We start from the raw sequence: 13,219 nt of genomic DNA, 5'->3' as shown, positions 1-13,219 counted from the left end.
TTGGCGACCACGATGATCACCACGCTGGACAGGTCCTCGCGGGCGGCCGCGCGCGGCCTCAGCGATATTTCGATCCGCAACCTCTTCATCATCCCGACGGTCCTGTTCCTGATCGTCTTCAACATCTTTCCGCTGATCTACTCGCTCGGCTATTCCTTCACCGACTTTCGCGCGTCTACCAATGCGCCGGCGAACTTCGTCGGGCTGCAGAACTATCGCGACCTGCTCAACGATCCCTATGTCTGGTCCAACTTCGCCATCACCGCGAAGTACGTCATCATCTCGGTCGCTGGCCAGTTGGTCGTTGGTTTCGGCGTGGCGATGCTGCTCAATCGCGACATCCCGCTGAAGGGGCTGCTGACGACGCTGCTGCTTTTGCCGATGATGCTGTCGATGGCCGTCGTCGGCCTGTTCTGGAAACTGCTCTATGACCCTTCCTTCGGCATCATCAACTATGCGCTCGGCCTCGGCACCTTCGAATGGCTGTCTGACCCGAAGATGGCGCTCTATGCCGTCGCGCTGACCGATATCTGGATGTGGTCGCCCTTCGTCATGCTGTTGTCGCTCGCCGGCCTGTCGGCGGTGCCGAAGCATCTCTACGAAGCCGCCGCGATCGATCGCGCCGGACCGTTCTACACCTTCTTTCGCATCACGCTGCCGCTGGTGGCGCCGATCCTGATGATCGCGGTCATCTTCCGCACCATGGAGGCATTCAAGACCTTCGATCTCGCCTACATCCTGACCAGTCAGCCGACGGCCGAACTGATCTCCATCCGACTTTACAAGATGGCATTCCAGGAATGGCAGACCGGGCGCTCCTGCGCACTCGCCTACATCGTGCTGATCATGGTGCTGGCGATCACCAACATCTACGTCAAATACCTCAACAAGGTGAAGGAGCGCTGAGATGGCTGCCGTGCGCACTTCTTCCGAAATCGGCTTCAATCGCGTCGCCATCGTCGCCGTCCTGTTGGTGACGATCATCTTCCTGGCGCCGATCTACTGGATTGCCTCGACGGCGTTCAAGCCGCGCAATCTCGCCACCACCATCCCGCCGACGGTCGTCTTCCAGCCGGAAATATCGCCCTTCGTCAAGCTGTTCGCCAAGCGCTCGCAGATGCGCAACCCAGCGTCGCCGGAGGAGTATGCAGCTGCTCCCTGGTGGGAGCGCGTCGTCTTCGACGGCGGCGAAAAGATCGTGCGTGACGGCAAGGGCCAGGTGCAGTGGTCCGGCTATCCGAGCCGCTTCATGAACTCGTTGATCGTGGCCATAACCTCGACGGTACTGGCGGTCGGCATGGGCACTTTCACCGCCTACGGCTTCTCGCGCTTCAAGGTGAAGGGAGAGGCGGACCTGCTCTTCTTCATCCTGTCGACGCGCATGCTGCCGCCGGTGGTCGTCGCCATCCCGATGTTCCTGATGTACCGGGCGGTCGGGCTCAACGATTCCCATGTCGGCCTAATCATCCTCTACACCGCCTTCAACCTGTCCTTCTCGGTGTGGCTGATGAAGGGCTTCATGGACGAGATCCCGAAAGAGTATGAAGAGGCGGCCCTCGTAGATGGCTACACCCGCATGGAGGCCTTCTTCAAGATCGTGCTGCCCGAGGCCGCAACCGGCATCGCCGCTACCGCCGTCTTCTGCTTTATCACGGCGTGGAACGAATATGCCTTCGCGCTGATCATGACCAGCCGCCGCGCCCAGACAGCACCGCCGTTCATCCCCAGCCAGGTCGGCTCCGGCCTGCCGGACTGGTCGGTGATCGCCGCGGGGACCTTTCTGTTCCTGCTGCCGGTCGCGATCTTCACCTTCCTGCTCCGCAACCATCTGCTGCGCGGCATGTCCTTCGGAGCGATCCGCAAATGAGCTTTCGTGCCATCAACCAGAAATATCTGGAGCCCGGTTCGCAGGTGCTGATGGTGCTCGGCATCATAGCGCTCTGCCAGCCCTGGAACATGCTGTTGCACACCTATGGCCTGACCATCATCCTGATCGGGCTGATCGGCTTCAACATCACCTCGAAGATCGCACCTGAGGAGAAGGCCGGCACCGGCCAGATGCGAAATCCGGGAGCACAGCATTGACCCAGATCGAGCTTCGCGGCGTCCAGAAATTCTTCGGCGCCGTCCAGGTCATCAAGGACCTCAACCTGAAGATCAGCGACAACGAGTTCATCGTTCTGCTCGGCCAGTCGGGCTGCGGCAAGACGACGACGCTGCGCGCCATCGCCGGACTGGAGACGATCGACGAGGGCGACATCCTCATCGACGGCAAACCGATCCAGCATCTGAAGGCCGCCGATCGCGACATCGCCATGGTCTTCCAGTCGTTCTCGCTCTATCCGCATATGAGCGTCTATGAGAACATTGCCTTTCCCCTACGCGCCACACGCAAGAGCAAGGCCGAGATCGACTCGGAAGTGCGCTCGGTCGCCAAGACGCTGCAGATCTTGGACCTGCTCGACAAGAAGCCGTCGGCGCTTTCGGGCGGCGACATGCAACGCGTGGCCATCGGCAGGGCGCTGGTGCGGCGGCCAAAGGCGATGCTGATGGACGAGCCGATCGGCGCGCTCGACGCCAAGCTGCGTGAGGAGATGCGGGCCGAGATCAAGCGGCTGCACATCAAGCAGGGGTCGACCACCATCTATGTGACGCACGATCAGATCGAGGCGATGAGCCTCGCCGATCGCATCGTCATCATGCATGAAGGCGTGCTGCAGCAGGTGGGAACGCCGGACGAGGTCTATTCGCACCCGGCCAATCTGTTCGTGGCGCAGTTCGTCGGCAGTCCGGTGATGAACGTCGCCGATGCGGCGGTCGCCGAGACAGCGTCCTCGGTCTCGGTGACGGTCGGCGGGGCTGCCGCCGGCTTCGAGTTCCCGCGGGCGCTGCTGTCGAAGCTCAACGGCCATGCCGGCGGCCAGCTGGCGCTCGGCATCCGGCCGGAAGGCATCCTCATCCGCCGCGATGCGGCCGAGGGGTTCCTGCCGGTCGAGACGCAGATCGTCGAGCCGCTCGGTTCCTTCGACATCGTCGATCTCAAGGTCGGCTCCAAGATGCTGCGCGCACGCACCAAGAGCGGCTTCGTCGCCGGTCCCGGCCAGAAGGTGTTTGCCAGGATCGATCCGGCCCAGGCGCATTTCTTCGACACGGCAAGCGGCAAGTCGCTGGGGGTGAGACTGTGACGGCCGAAGGCCGCGAAAAGCCAACGATTTGGCTTTTCGAACAGTCGAACGCCCGGAGCCATAGCGGAGGGCAGACCGCCCTCGAACAGCATCGAGACAACTGACCATGGCCCATATCCAGCTCAAGAACATCTCGAAGACCTTCGGCAATCACACTGCCCTGACCGGGCTCGATCTCGACATCGCCGACGGCGAGTTCTTCGTGCTGCTGGGCGAGACGGGCGCCGGCAAGACGACGACGCTGCGGCTGATCGCCGGGCTGGAAAAGCCCAGCGAAGGCCAGGTCTTCATCGACGGCGTCGACGTCGCCGACTGGGGTGCGGCCGAGCGTGACGTGGCGCTGGTGCTGCAGCAATACTCGCTCTATCCGCGCTACACGGTGCGTGAAAATCTCGAGTTCCCGCTGAAGCCGAAGATCCGCCGGCTGCCCGACGCCGAGATCAAGGATCGCGTCGACCGCGCCGCCCGCACGCTGAGGATCGAGCATCTGCTCGACCGCAAGACCGACAAGCTGTCAGGCGGCGAGATGCAGCGCGTTTCCATCGGCCGCGCCATCGTGCGCAAGCCGCGCGTGTTCCTGATGGACGAGCCGCTGTCGGCGCTCGACGCCAAATTGCGAGAGGCGCTGCGCACGGAACTGAAGAACCTGCAGATGCAGCTTGGCGCCACCTTCCTGTTCGTCACACACGACCAGATCGAGGCGATGTCGATGGGCGACAAGGTCGGCGTGCTCAACCATGGCCGCATCGTTCAGACCGGGACGCCGCACGAGATCTACAACAATCCGCGCGACACCTATGTGGCGAGCTTCGTCGGCTCGCCGCCGATGAACCTCATCGACGGCAAGCTTGTGAACGGCCGCGCGGTTATGGCGCCGATGAACTTCGAAATGCCTTTTTCAGGGGGAGCCAAGGCGCACGCGGCGACCGATGGTCGCCCGCTCGTCTTCGGCATTCGTCCCGAGGACGTCTATCTCGAGAGCGGTGCGCCGGTCGAGGCGCGGGTCCACGACGTCGAGAACCATGGCGTCGAAAAGATTCTGACGCTGCGCGTTGGCGACGCCACGCTGCGTGCCACCGTGCCGGCCAGGACCGATGTCGCCATCGAGCAATCCGTGCGCTTTGCCTGGAATCCCGACAAGGTGGTGCTGTTCGACAAGGGCAGCGGGATAAGCCTTCGCCACGCCAGCTGAGTTCTCGGCTTTCATGCACGCCCATGTCGCCGGCCGGCCGGCCAACGGACGGAGTGCGCTGCCTCTGTGGGTCCGGCTATTTCTGGAAGTAGGTTTCGTAAGGCGTTTCGTTGATCAGCAGGATCACGCATTCCGTGTCGGAGACGCAGGCGTCGTCATGCATCTCATCGGCCTTCTGGGTCCAGTAGGATCCCGGAGGCAGCTCGACCTTGGTCGCCTCGCCGCCATCCATCTGCCAGTGCGCCCACAGCCCCTTTATGACCACAGCGCGATAATCCGCGGTGTGTGCATGGACCGGTGCGCTCCAGTTGCCGGGAACCTTCAGCAACGTGCCTGCCGGACCCTTGGCCCGCTCGCCCCACAACGGGCCGAGGCGATGCGGCTGGTCGGGCACTTCCGCGACATAGGGAACCTTGTCGGCCGGCAGGTAGCTGTCCTCAAGGGCAAAGGCGCGCCCGGGAACCCCAAGCATGACGGCGAGTGCAATGATCTTCAGATGATTTGGCATAGGCTCTCCTCTTCGGGCCGACTTGCCACCGGCCCCCTCACTTGCTGGCCATGGCAAGCTATTGCATGCTGTTGGCCCGGCAATGACATTGCGTCCGGAAGGCTTGGCAATTCATCCAATCCGGCAATCCACGGCAGCCGGGGACGGGATGGTCTCAGCGGTCTTCGGAGGTGCCGTCGACGGTGCGCAGATGGCTGGGCGCTATGCCGACGATGCGCTTGAATGCCCGACTGAACGACGCTTCGGAATCGTAACCCAGCCTGGCGGCGATCGTCGAAACCCGCATCCGATCGTCGATCAGCCACTGCCGCGCCTGGTGCATGCGCACCCGGGCGACGTATCTCGCCGGTGTCTCGCCAACGACGGCCGTGAAGCGTTCGGCGAAGGCCGAACGTGAGGCGCCCATCTCGCGGGCGAGCGCTTCGACGGTCCAGTTTCTGTCGGGCTGCAGATGAATGGCGGCCAGCACACGGCCGATGTCGCGATCCCTGATCGCTGCGATCCAGCCGCTGGTGTCGCTGCCGCTGTTCTCTACCCATGAACGGATGATGCTTGCAGCCAACACGTCGGCCAGCCGCGCCAGCATGCCGCCGGAGCCGGCCCGGTTCATGGTTACCTCGCCGGCCATGGCTTCCAGCAGGTGTGGGATGCCGGGCTCACCCGCCATCAATTCCTTGGCGCGCATCATGTCCGGCATCATGCCCAGCAAAGGATGCGATCCGTCCAGGTTGAAGCGCATGCTGCCGCAAAACAGCAAGGTTTTGGGGCCCTGGCCGCCGTTCGAGACATTGAAGACGTTGTCCTGCAAAGGCTCGACACTGTAATTTTCGATCGGCACGGCATGGATGCCTGGCGCGCTGGCAAGGATATGCTCAGCGCCGCGCGGCAAAAGCAATGCATCGCCGGCCTTCAGCTCGATCCATTCCCCGGATGGCGAAAACAGCCAGCATTCGCGGTGGCCGATGAAGTGAAACCGTGCCGCCTTCTGGGCTGGAAACAATACGGCCCACGGCTCAGCAAGTTCGCAGCGGCCGTAGTCGACGCCGTCAAGCCGCAATCCGCGCAGCATTTCGGTCAGCGGGCCGCCTGGGGCGGGCAAGACAGTCTTGGACGAGGTGAAAACCATGCTGATTCCTAGCTCGGAATCACCAGTCCGTCACGGCCTCCATGCTGCGTCAGCTGGCCTGGCGGATATCAGCTTGTTCCTCGGCGCGAAGGTGGCTGGGGGCTGAGCCGATGACGCGCTTGAAGGCGCGGCTGAAGGCGGCATCCGATTCATAGCCGAGACGCGCGGCAACGACGGAGATCTTCATCCGGTCGCGGACCAGCCATTGTCTCGCCTGATGCATCCTGACCTGGGTGACATATTTTGCCGGCGTTTCGCCGACGATGGTGGCGAAGCGCTCGGCAAATCCCGATCGCGAGGCGCCCATCATCCGGGCCAACGACTCGACCGTCCAGTCGTGGTTCGGTTCGAGATGAATGGCGGCCAGCACGCGGCCGATTTCGCGGTCCCTGACCGCGGCGATCCAGCCGGACGAGTCGCCGCAGCCGCGTTCGACCCATGAGCGGATAACGGTGGCGGCAAGCACGTCGGCCAGCCGCGCCAGGATGCCGCCGGAGCCGACGCGCTCCATCGTCACCTCACGCGCCATCGATTCCAAGAGATGCGGAATGCCGGGCTCGTAGGCTTCCAGCTCATGCGTGCGCATCACGTCCGGCATCATGCCGAGCAGGGGATGTAGGCCATCGAGATTGAAGTACATGCTGCCGCAAAACAACAGGGTTCCCGGCCTGCAACACTCCGACATGCCTTCGTTCGACATGCAGTAGACGTCCTTGCAGACCTCCTCGACTTCGTAGCCATGGATTGGCCAGGTCTGGGCGCCCGGCTCGCTGGCCAGCACGTGTGCTGCACCGCGCGGCAGCAGCACCGCGTCGCCTGCATTGAGTTCCACCCATTCGCCGGATGGCTGCTTCAGCCAGCAACCCCTCCGGCCGATGAAATGAAACCGTGCCGCAGGTTGGGCCGGGAACTGAATACCCCAAGGCTCCTTCAGTTCGAAGCGGCCATACTCGACGCCATCGAGGCGCAAACCGCGCAATATGTCGGTCAGCGGGTCGCCAGTGATGGGGATTTTGGACGAATGGTCAAGCATGATGGGGTTTCTAGCATGGAAACTCCAAGGAGTCACTCCCTATGTTGCGTTGCAGCCAAATGCTGCGCTGCAAACAGATCGGAGACTGATCATGGCCGAACCCGCGACAGGCGTCATCGACGCCACACTTTTGAACTCTGCAGACTCCGATGAACGAACCGAGCCGGCTTGGGGCGCCGTGGTCTCGCTGGCACTTGGCGTTTTTGGGCTCGTCACCGCGGAGTTCCTGCCCGCCAGCCTACTGACGCCGATGGCGCGCGATCTCGGCGTCAGCGAAGGCGTGGCCGGACAGGCGGTGACGGCAACCGCGATCGTTGGCGCCATTGCCGCACCCACCATGGCCATCATCACCAGGCGCATGGACCGCAGGTTGGTGATGTGGATGCTGACGGTGTTCCTGATCCTGTCCAACCTTCTGGCCACCTTTGCCTCATCGCTGCCCGTGCTTCTGCTTGCCCGTGTCGTGCTCGGCGTAGCACTTGGCGGCTTCTGGGCGATGTCGGCGGCCATGGCGCTGCGACTGGTGCCGATGCGGCTGATGCCGCGCGCCATGTCGATCATCCTCACCGGCGTTTCGCTGGCGACGGTCTGCGCGGCGCCGGTCGGTGCCTATGTCGGTGACATCTGGGGCTGGCGCACTGCCTTCATGATCGCCACTGTGGTTGCCGCCCTGGCGCTGCTGGTGCAACTGGCCACCATTCCGAAATTGCCGCCCGTGGGTGTGGCGAGCTTCCGCACCTTGCTCGATGTGCTGGAACGCCCGTCGATCAGGATCGCACTGCTGGTCGTGCTGCTGGTCGCTTCAGGACACTTTGCCGGCTTCACCTATGTCCGCCCCTTCCTCGAGAAGGTCCCCGTGCTCGACATCGAGACGATCTCGCTGGTTCTGCTGGCCTATGGCATAGGCGGCTTCTTCGGCAATGTCGCCGGCGGCATCCTGGCCGAACGCAGCCTCAAGGCAGCCGTTGCGCTGGCGCCCTTGATGATTGCGCTGGCCGCCGCCTCGATGCTGGTTTTCGGAGCTTCGCCCACGATCGCCGCTGCAGCCGTTGCGGTCTGGGGCTTCGCTTTCGGTGCGGTGCCGGTCGGGCTGCAGAGCTGGCTGGTGCGGGCCGCGCCCGATCAGGCCGAAAGCGCCGGCGGACTGATGGTGGCGACGTTCCAGGTTGCGATTGCGCTCGGCGCCGTCTTCGGCGGCCTGCTGGTTGATCATGCTGGCGTGGCCAGCGCCTTCGCCTATTGCGGCGCGGCGACACTGTTGGCGGCCATCGTGGTGTTCCTGCGCGGCCCGAAGCGCGCCGAGTAGCCTCGAAGCAGATCAGGTTTCCCTGACACTGTGCATCGGCCCGAAAACCATCACGGTTTTCGGGCCGACGCCGTTGTGATGGCAGCGACAAAGCGATTCAGGCTGTCCTCGACATAGGCGGCCACTTCGATCGCCGGGTCAAAGCTCCACCACAGCAACGAGCCTTGCCAATGCGAGGCCATCAGCAGGCCGATGTCGCGTGGCGGGTTGGGCGTTTCAGCAAAACAGGTTGCAAGAGCGCCGCACAGGAATGCCTTCCAGGCCGCACCCCGCGCCCTGAGCACGGGATCGCGCAGATCCTCGCGCAGGACAAGCAGGCCTTCGGCATAGGACTCGATGCCGCCATAACCTTGCGACAGTGACACCAGCAGCGCCACCGCACCGGCTGGAGTTCTGGGAACCGTGGCTGCCAGCGTTCTGGTGTTGTGGTCGAGACCGTCCCAGGCGTGCAGCAAGGTGCGTTGTTTCAATTGCGCCTTGTTCTTGAAGCGCTGCACCAGCGTTGCACCGGAGAGACCGCAAGCCTTCGCCAAACGCTCGAAGGTAAGTGCTTCAGGACCATGCTCGTGGATCAGCCGGTGCGCGGTCTCCAGCACCTGCTCGTCGGACTGGGTTTTTGGCCGGGTCATCTTGACATCCTGATATAACCGAATGATCATTTATATATATGATGTGAGCAGCACTGGCCAGCCCGTGTCTGATCGAGAGTCCGTTTTTGGGAGAGTTCAATGACGTTGCAAGGGAAAGTTGCCCTGGTCGCCGGCGGGACGCGCGGCGCCGGACGAGGCATAGCGGTCGAACTTGGCGCAGCCGGCGCCACCGTCTATGTCACCGGGCGCAGTACGCGCGCCCGACAATCCGAATATGCCCGGCCCGAAACCATCGAGGAAACAGCGGAACTGATCTGCGCGAACGGAGGCAAGGGCATCGCCGTGCAGGTCGATCATCTGGTGTCCGACGATGTGCACAGGCTGGTTGAGCGCATCCGCACCGAACAGGGCCGGCTCGACATCCTGATCAACGACATCTGGGGTGGTGAAAAGCTGTTCGAGTGGGACAAGCCGGTCTGGGACCACAATCTGGACAACGGCCTGCGCATGCTGCGGCTTGGCATCGACACGCATCTGATCACCGCGCACCATGCGCTGCCGCTGTTGATCGAACGTCCGGGCGGGCTGCTCGTCGAGGTCACAGACGGCACGGCCGAATACAATGCCGATCACTACCGGCTGTCGCCCTTCTACGACCTCGCCAAGGTCGCGGTGACGCGGATGGCATGGGCGCATGCCAAGGATCTGGCAAAACACGACGCTACGTCCGTGTCGCTGACGCCCGGCTGGCTGCGTTCGGAGATGATGCTGGAAGCCTTTGGCGTCAGCGAGGACAATTGGCGCGACGCCACTGCCAAGATGCCGCATTTCGTCATTTCCGAAACGCCACGCTTCGTCGGTCGCGCCGTTGCGGCTTTGGCGGCGGATCCGGATCGCTCGCGCTGGAACGGGCAGTCGCTGTCCAGCGGTGGGCTGGCGCAGGTCTACGGCTTTACCGACCTCGACGGCTCACGGCCCGACGCCTGGCGTTATGTTCCGGAGGTCCAGGACGCCGGCAAGCCCGCCGATGCGACGGGCTATCGATAGGTAGCTTGGTTCCGGACGGAAAACCGCTGCGCACTTTGTCCTGGAATTGCTTCAGGCCGACCGCCCGTCGAAATCGAAGACCGACAGGGTCGAAAGGTCGAGATCGGCTATGCAGTGGACGTTGATGTAGGCACTGCGTTCTCTGCTTTCGCGAACGTCCTCCGCAAAGGGATGAATGCCGCAGCCACGGCAGAACCGGTGCGCGATGGCATGGTTGCCGAATGTGTAGCTTCCGAGATCATCGCCCCAGGCCAGGACCTGCAAGGTCTCATGCGGGATGGCACACAACAGGGCGCCCTTGCGCGAGCAGATCGAGCAATTGCACCGCACGGCGCCGGTCAGTTCGGCCTTGAATTCGAAGGCGACCTTGCCGCAGTGGCAGCTGCCTTTGTAGAGCATCGGATTTTCCTCGCATTCGACAGGGTGCAAAACCGCCTGCGCCGGGTTAAGTCTCGGCAAGCCATGCCCCAAGGACGTTCAAGGCATCTGGAGTCCGACACCGAAAATGCAATCAGTCCGTGATCATCTGGAAATCATCCTTGCGCGCCTTGCTGCCCGTGCCGGCGAAGAACGGGTGTTTACGAAGCTCTATGCCGAAGCCGCACGGGCCGCGGCTGATGCCAGCGATGCGCGCAAGCGCGCGGGCGTAACACTGGGGCCGCTCGACGGCACCATCATCTCGATCAAGGACCTGTTCGATGTCGCCGGCGAACCAACCACGGCCGGCTCGCTGATGCTTAGGACCGCAGCACCTCCGCTGCGCGATGCCGTGATCGTCAGCCGGCTGCGGCAGGCCGGCGCGGTGATCATCGGCAAGACCAACATGACCGAATTCGCCTTCACCGCTATCGGTGACAACCAGCACTATGGCACGCCCGGCAATGCGATGGATGCCAGCCGCATCCCAGGAGGCTCGTCTTCGGGCGCCGGCGTTTCGGTCGGCGAAGGCACCTGCGACATCGCCATCGGCTCAGACACGGGCGGTTCGGTGCGCATACCGGCATCTCTCAACGACGTCGTCGGCTTCAAGCCGACGGCGCGGCGCGTACCATTGACCGGCGCCTATCCATTGTCCGCAACGCTGGATTCAATCGGACCGCTGGCGCTGAGCGTCGCTGCATGCGCGGTCGCTGACGCCGCGATGGCCGGCGAGGAACTGCCGGCACTGCACCTGTCGCTGCCGCTTGCCGGGCTTCGTGTCGGCATTCCGCGCGGACTTCTTTTCGAAGACACCGAAAGCGAGGTTGCCGCGGCGTTCGATCGCAGCCTTCGCAAGATCGAGCAGACAGGTGCGCGCCTGGCGGACCGGTCGATCGACGATCTGCTTGCCGACATGCGCGTGGCGACCAAGCGCGGCTCGATCGCGGCGATGGAAGGGGCCGAAGTGCATGCCGACTGGCTGGCGACAGGGGCATCGGTGCCGGTCGACCCGCACGTCAGCGGACCTTTGTCGCGGGCGGCAATGCTGCCGACGCCGGTCTACATCAGGGCAATGCGCCGTCGTGCAGCGCTCGCCGCTGCCATGGACGAGCGGCTGGCATCGGTCGATGTGCTGGCTCTGCCGACCACACCGGTGACAGCGCCGACCATCGTTGCGATGACTGAGGACGCCGAACTGCGCGACCGCACCGAAAGCCTGCTGCTGCGCAACACGCAGGTCGCCAACCAGTTCGACCTTTGTGCGATCTCGCTGCCGATGCCAGGCACGACGCTGCCTGCAGGATTGATGCTGGTGGCGCGCAACGGGCATGACCGGCGCCTGCTGCGGATTGCTGCTGAAATAGAGTCGCTGCTTGGCGCGTGACCAGGGCTGGACTGAATATCAGTGCGACGAACAGTGCTTGCGTTCGCTGTCCTTGGCGGTCCGTACGATGCGGGTCGCGACCAGCCAGGGCAGGTTGTACTCCTTGCCGGTGATGGTCTGGGTGCGGTGCTCGATCGAGCCCCTGACGACGATCTTTCCGGCATAAAGCGCGTCGGAAAGATCCGTTATCGCCTTGTCGGCCTGCGGTAATCCGCTGGGGTCGACCGACACGCCCTTGATGATCGCTCCGGTGGCGAGGTCAAGTGCGCTGTTCGACGGGCACGGCGCCTTGAAGCAGCGCAGCCCGTTGTCGCAATAGACGTAGCTGCTCTCGGCCGCGGCGAACGACGGCAAGGCGCAGATCGAAGACGCGGCAACCAGGGACGCGAAGCGCAGAGTGAACATGGGTTCAGCGTCGCCGAGAATTGGGGCGAAACAGCGATGTGTTACACGCTCGGCGGAAAGCGCCGCCGGTAATGATCGACCACTTCGGGATTGCGCAGATTGACCGGCAGTTTGCCCGCCAGCACCAGCAAGGCTTCGCCTGCCGCGCCGACGCCCATGCGCATCATCGATTCCTCGGTGATGCCGGCCATGTGCGGCGTGATGATGACATTGTCGAAGCCGAAATAGGGATGGTTTGACGGCAGCGGCTGCGTCGAAAACACATCGAGCGCGGCGCCACCGATGCGGCGTTTCTGCAAGGCCTCGATCAGGGCGTCGTCGTCGATGACCGGCCCGCGCGACACATTGATCAGCAGCGCATGCGGTTTCATGCGGGCGATCCGCTCCCGGTTGATCAGACCGCGCGTTTCCGGCGTCAGCGGGCAGCACAGAACGATGATGTCGCTTTGTTCGACCAGCGCGTCGATCGACAGGAAGCCGACCTTCTCCGGCGCCGGCTGCATGCTGCGCGTCGTTGCCACCACCTTCAGGTCGAAGCCGTGCGCGGCGATATGGCCAACCGCCTGGCCGACAGCACCAAGGCCGACAATGCCGATCGTCTTGCCGGCAAGCTCGCTGTTGGAATTGGTGTGCTCGCGGCCGGCGAGCCAGCCTTTTGCGCGCAGGTCGCGGTCGACGACGCGGAAGTTGCGAAGCAGGGCGAGCGCCGCAAACATGACGTGCTCGGCTACCGAGCGGGCATTGACCGCCGGCACGTTCGCCACCAGCACGCCGGCGGCGGTCGCTGCTTCCATCGGGATCATGTCGAGCCCGGCACCATGGCGGATTGCCGCCCTCAGCTGCGTCGCTGCGTCGAAGAGCTGTGGCGGCAGCGGCGCGCGCACGATGACGATGTCGGCATTCCTCGCCTCGGCGGCCAGCGTGGCCGGATCGATGGCGGAGGCGACGACGAGTTCTCCGGCGCCCGAGAGCATGGCCGAGGCGCGCGGGTGCAGGGGGTGGGTCGTGAGGATGCGGGCCATG

At 63.6% G+C, this 13,219-nt stretch carries 15 protein-coding genes; 8 read left to right on the top strand and 7 right to left on the bottom strand.

The annotated features are described in order from the left end of the window. From ACFOJ9_RS27935 to ACFOJ9_RS27915, 5 genes are all read left to right on the top strand, one after another. Nucleotides 1-906: a carbohydrate ABC transporter permease gene (locus ACFOJ9_RS27935; RefSeq protein WP_378983542.1), complete on the top strand. Its 906-nt coding sequence runs from the start codon at nucleotides 1-3 to the stop codon at nucleotides 904-906. 1 nt (nucleotide 907) lies between these two features. Continuing rightward, nucleotides 908-1,867 carry a carbohydrate ABC transporter permease gene (locus ACFOJ9_RS27930; protein WP_378983539.1) on the top strand — a complete coding sequence of 320 codons (960 nt, stop codon included), beginning with the start codon at nucleotides 908-910 and terminating at the stop codon, nucleotides 1,865-1,867. Beyond that, nucleotides 1,864-2,085 carry a hypothetical protein gene (locus tag ACFOJ9_RS27925; protein ID WP_378983537.1) on the top strand — a complete coding sequence of 74 codons (222 nt, stop codon included), beginning with the start codon at nucleotides 1,864-1,866 and terminating at the stop codon, nucleotides 2,083-2,085. Before ACFOJ9_RS27930 ends, ACFOJ9_RS27925 begins: the two co-directional genes overlap by 4 nt. Then, nucleotides 2,082-3,185: an ABC transporter ATP-binding protein gene (locus ACFOJ9_RS27920; protein WP_378983534.1), complete on the top strand. Its 1,104-nt coding sequence runs from the start codon at nucleotides 2,082-2,084 to the stop codon at nucleotides 3,183-3,185. Before ACFOJ9_RS27925 ends, ACFOJ9_RS27920 begins: the two co-directional genes overlap by 4 nt. 106 nt (nucleotides 3,186-3,291) lie before the next feature. Then, nucleotides 3,292-4,377, top strand: a complete 1,086-nt coding sequence (locus tag ACFOJ9_RS27915) for an ABC transporter ATP-binding protein (RefSeq protein ID WP_378983531.1) — start codon at nucleotides 3,292-3,294, stop codon at nucleotides 4,375-4,377. Nucleotides 4,378-4,453: 76 nt separating this feature from the next. Here ACFOJ9_RS27915 and ACFOJ9_RS27910 read toward each other — a convergent pair whose 3' ends face one another. The 3 genes from ACFOJ9_RS27910 to ACFOJ9_RS27900 form a co-directional block, all read right to left on the bottom strand. After that, the gene (locus ACFOJ9_RS27910; protein WP_378983528.1) at nucleotides 4,454-4,885 is read right to left on the bottom strand and encodes a DUF4437 domain-containing protein; all 432 of its coding nucleotides are present in this window, start codon (nucleotides 4,883-4,885) and stop codon (nucleotides 4,454-4,456) included. A 154-nt stretch (nucleotides 4,886-5,039) separates the two neighbouring features. Next, a complete protein-coding gene (locus ACFOJ9_RS27905; protein WP_378983525.1) occupies nucleotides 5,040-6,011 on the bottom strand; it encodes an AraC family transcriptional regulator in 972 nt (323 codons plus the stop codon). Nucleotides 6,012-6,060: 49 nt separating this feature from the next. Further along, nucleotides 6,061-7,044, bottom strand: coding sequence for an AraC family transcriptional regulator (locus ACFOJ9_RS27900; protein WP_378983523.1), 984 nt, complete (start codon nucleotides 7,042-7,044; stop codon nucleotides 6,061-6,063). Nucleotides 7,045-7,135: 91 nt separating this feature from the next. Between ACFOJ9_RS27900 and ACFOJ9_RS27895 the strand changes: the two genes are divergently transcribed. Next, nucleotides 7,136-8,350, top strand: coding sequence for an MFS transporter (locus ACFOJ9_RS27895; RefSeq protein ID WP_378983520.1), 1,215 nt, complete (start codon nucleotides 7,136-7,138; stop codon nucleotides 8,348-8,350). A 50-nt stretch (nucleotides 8,351-8,400) separates the two neighbouring features. Here the strand turns inward: ACFOJ9_RS27895 and ACFOJ9_RS27890 are convergent, their stop codons facing one another. Continuing rightward, a complete protein-coding gene (locus ACFOJ9_RS27890; RefSeq protein ID WP_378983518.1) occupies nucleotides 8,401-8,979 on the bottom strand; it encodes a TetR/AcrR family transcriptional regulator in 579 nt (192 codons plus the stop codon). Nucleotides 8,980-9,078: 99 nt separating this feature from the next. Between ACFOJ9_RS27890 and ACFOJ9_RS27885 the strand changes: the two genes are divergently transcribed. After that, nucleotides 9,079-9,987, top strand: a complete 909-nt coding sequence (locus tag ACFOJ9_RS27885; protein ID WP_378983516.1) for an SDR family oxidoreductase — start codon at nucleotides 9,079-9,081, stop codon at nucleotides 9,985-9,987. 51 nt (nucleotides 9,988-10,038) lie between these two features. Here the strand turns inward: ACFOJ9_RS27885 and ACFOJ9_RS27880 are convergent, their stop codons facing one another. Then, nucleotides 10,039-10,386 carry a GFA family protein gene (locus ACFOJ9_RS27880; protein WP_378983513.1) on the bottom strand — a complete coding sequence of 116 codons (348 nt, stop codon included), beginning with the start codon at nucleotides 10,384-10,386 and terminating at the stop codon, nucleotides 10,039-10,041. 106 nt (nucleotides 10,387-10,492) lie between these two features. On the opposite strand from ACFOJ9_RS27880, the gene ACFOJ9_RS27875 reads away from it, so the two are divergent. Further along, nucleotides 10,493-11,791, top strand: coding sequence for an amidase (locus ACFOJ9_RS27875; RefSeq protein ID WP_378983510.1), 1,299 nt, complete (start codon nucleotides 10,493-10,495; stop codon nucleotides 11,789-11,791). An 18-nt stretch (nucleotides 11,792-11,809) separates the two neighbouring features. On the opposite strand, the gene ACFOJ9_RS27870 is transcribed toward ACFOJ9_RS27875, so the two are convergent. Together ACFOJ9_RS27870 and ACFOJ9_RS27865 are read right to left on the bottom strand one after the other, a co-directional pair. Next, the gene (locus tag ACFOJ9_RS27870) at nucleotides 11,810-12,196 is read right to left on the bottom strand and encodes a hypothetical protein (RefSeq protein ID WP_378983507.1); all 387 of its coding nucleotides are present in this window, start codon (nucleotides 12,194-12,196) and stop codon (nucleotides 11,810-11,812) included. Nucleotides 12,197-12,237: 41 nt separating this feature from the next. Next, entirely contained in the window at nucleotides 12,238-13,218 is a 981-nt protein-coding gene (locus ACFOJ9_RS27865) for a hydroxyacid dehydrogenase (protein WP_378983504.1), read from the bottom strand. Nucleotide 13,219 lies beyond the last annotated feature (1 nt).

The sequence above is a fragment of the Mesorhizobium cantuariense genome (genome assembly GCF_042647205.1).
In the GTDB taxonomy this organism is placed as follows: Bacteria; Pseudomonadota; Alphaproteobacteria; order Rhizobiales; family Rhizobiaceae; genus Mesorhizobium; species Mesorhizobium cantuariense.
The sequence above is the reverse complement of the archived record's forward strand: the minus strand, read 5'-3'. Positions and strand labels throughout refer to the sequence as shown.

Bases quoted from the DNA above. Each gene is read 5' to 3' on its own strand.
- ACFOJ9_RS27930 (WP_378983539.1), top strand. From the start codon at position 908: ATGGCTGCCGTGCGCACTTCTTCCGAAATCGGCTTCAATCGCGTCGCC.
- ACFOJ9_RS27925 (WP_378983537.1), top strand. From the start codon at position 1,864: ATGAGCTTTCGTGCCATCAACCAGAAATATCTGGAGCCCGGTTCGCAG.
- ACFOJ9_RS27915 (WP_378983531.1), top strand. From the start codon at position 3,292: ATGGCCCATATCCAGCTCAAGAACATCTCGAAGACCTTCGGCAATCAC.
- ACFOJ9_RS27910 (WP_378983528.1), bottom strand. From the start codon at position 4,885: ATGCCAAATCATCTGAAGATCATTGCACTCGCCGTCATGCTTGGGGTT.
- ACFOJ9_RS27905 (WP_378983525.1), bottom strand. From the start codon at position 6,011: ATGGTTTTCACCTCGTCCAAGACTGTCTTGCCCGCCCCAGGCGGCCCG.
- ACFOJ9_RS27900 (WP_378983523.1), bottom strand. From the start codon at position 7,044: ATGCTTGACCATTCGTCCAAAATCCCCATCACTGGCGACCCGCTGACC.
- ACFOJ9_RS27895 (WP_378983520.1), top strand. From the start codon at position 7,136: ATGGCCGAACCCGCGACAGGCGTCATCGACGCCACACTTTTGAACTCT.
- ACFOJ9_RS27890 (WP_378983518.1), bottom strand. From the start codon at position 8,979: ATGACCCGGCCAAAAACCCAGTCCGACGAGCAGGTGCTGGAGACCGCG.
- ACFOJ9_RS27885 (WP_378983516.1), top strand. From the start codon at position 9,079: ATGACGTTGCAAGGGAAAGTTGCCCTGGTCGCCGGCGGGACGCGCGGC.
- ACFOJ9_RS27880 (WP_378983513.1), bottom strand. From the start codon at position 10,386: ATGCTCTACAAAGGCAGCTGCCACTGCGGCAAGGTCGCCTTCGAATTC.
- ACFOJ9_RS27875 (WP_378983510.1), top strand. From the start codon at position 10,493: ATGCAATCAGTCCGTGATCATCTGGAAATCATCCTTGCGCGCCTTGCT.
- ACFOJ9_RS27870 (WP_378983507.1), bottom strand. From the start codon at position 12,196: ATGTTCACTCTGCGCTTCGCGTCCCTGGTTGCCGCGTCTTCGATCTGC.
- ACFOJ9_RS27865 (WP_378983504.1), bottom strand. From the start codon at position 13,218: ATGGCCCGCATCCTCACGACCCACCCCCTGCACCCGCGCGCCTCGGCC.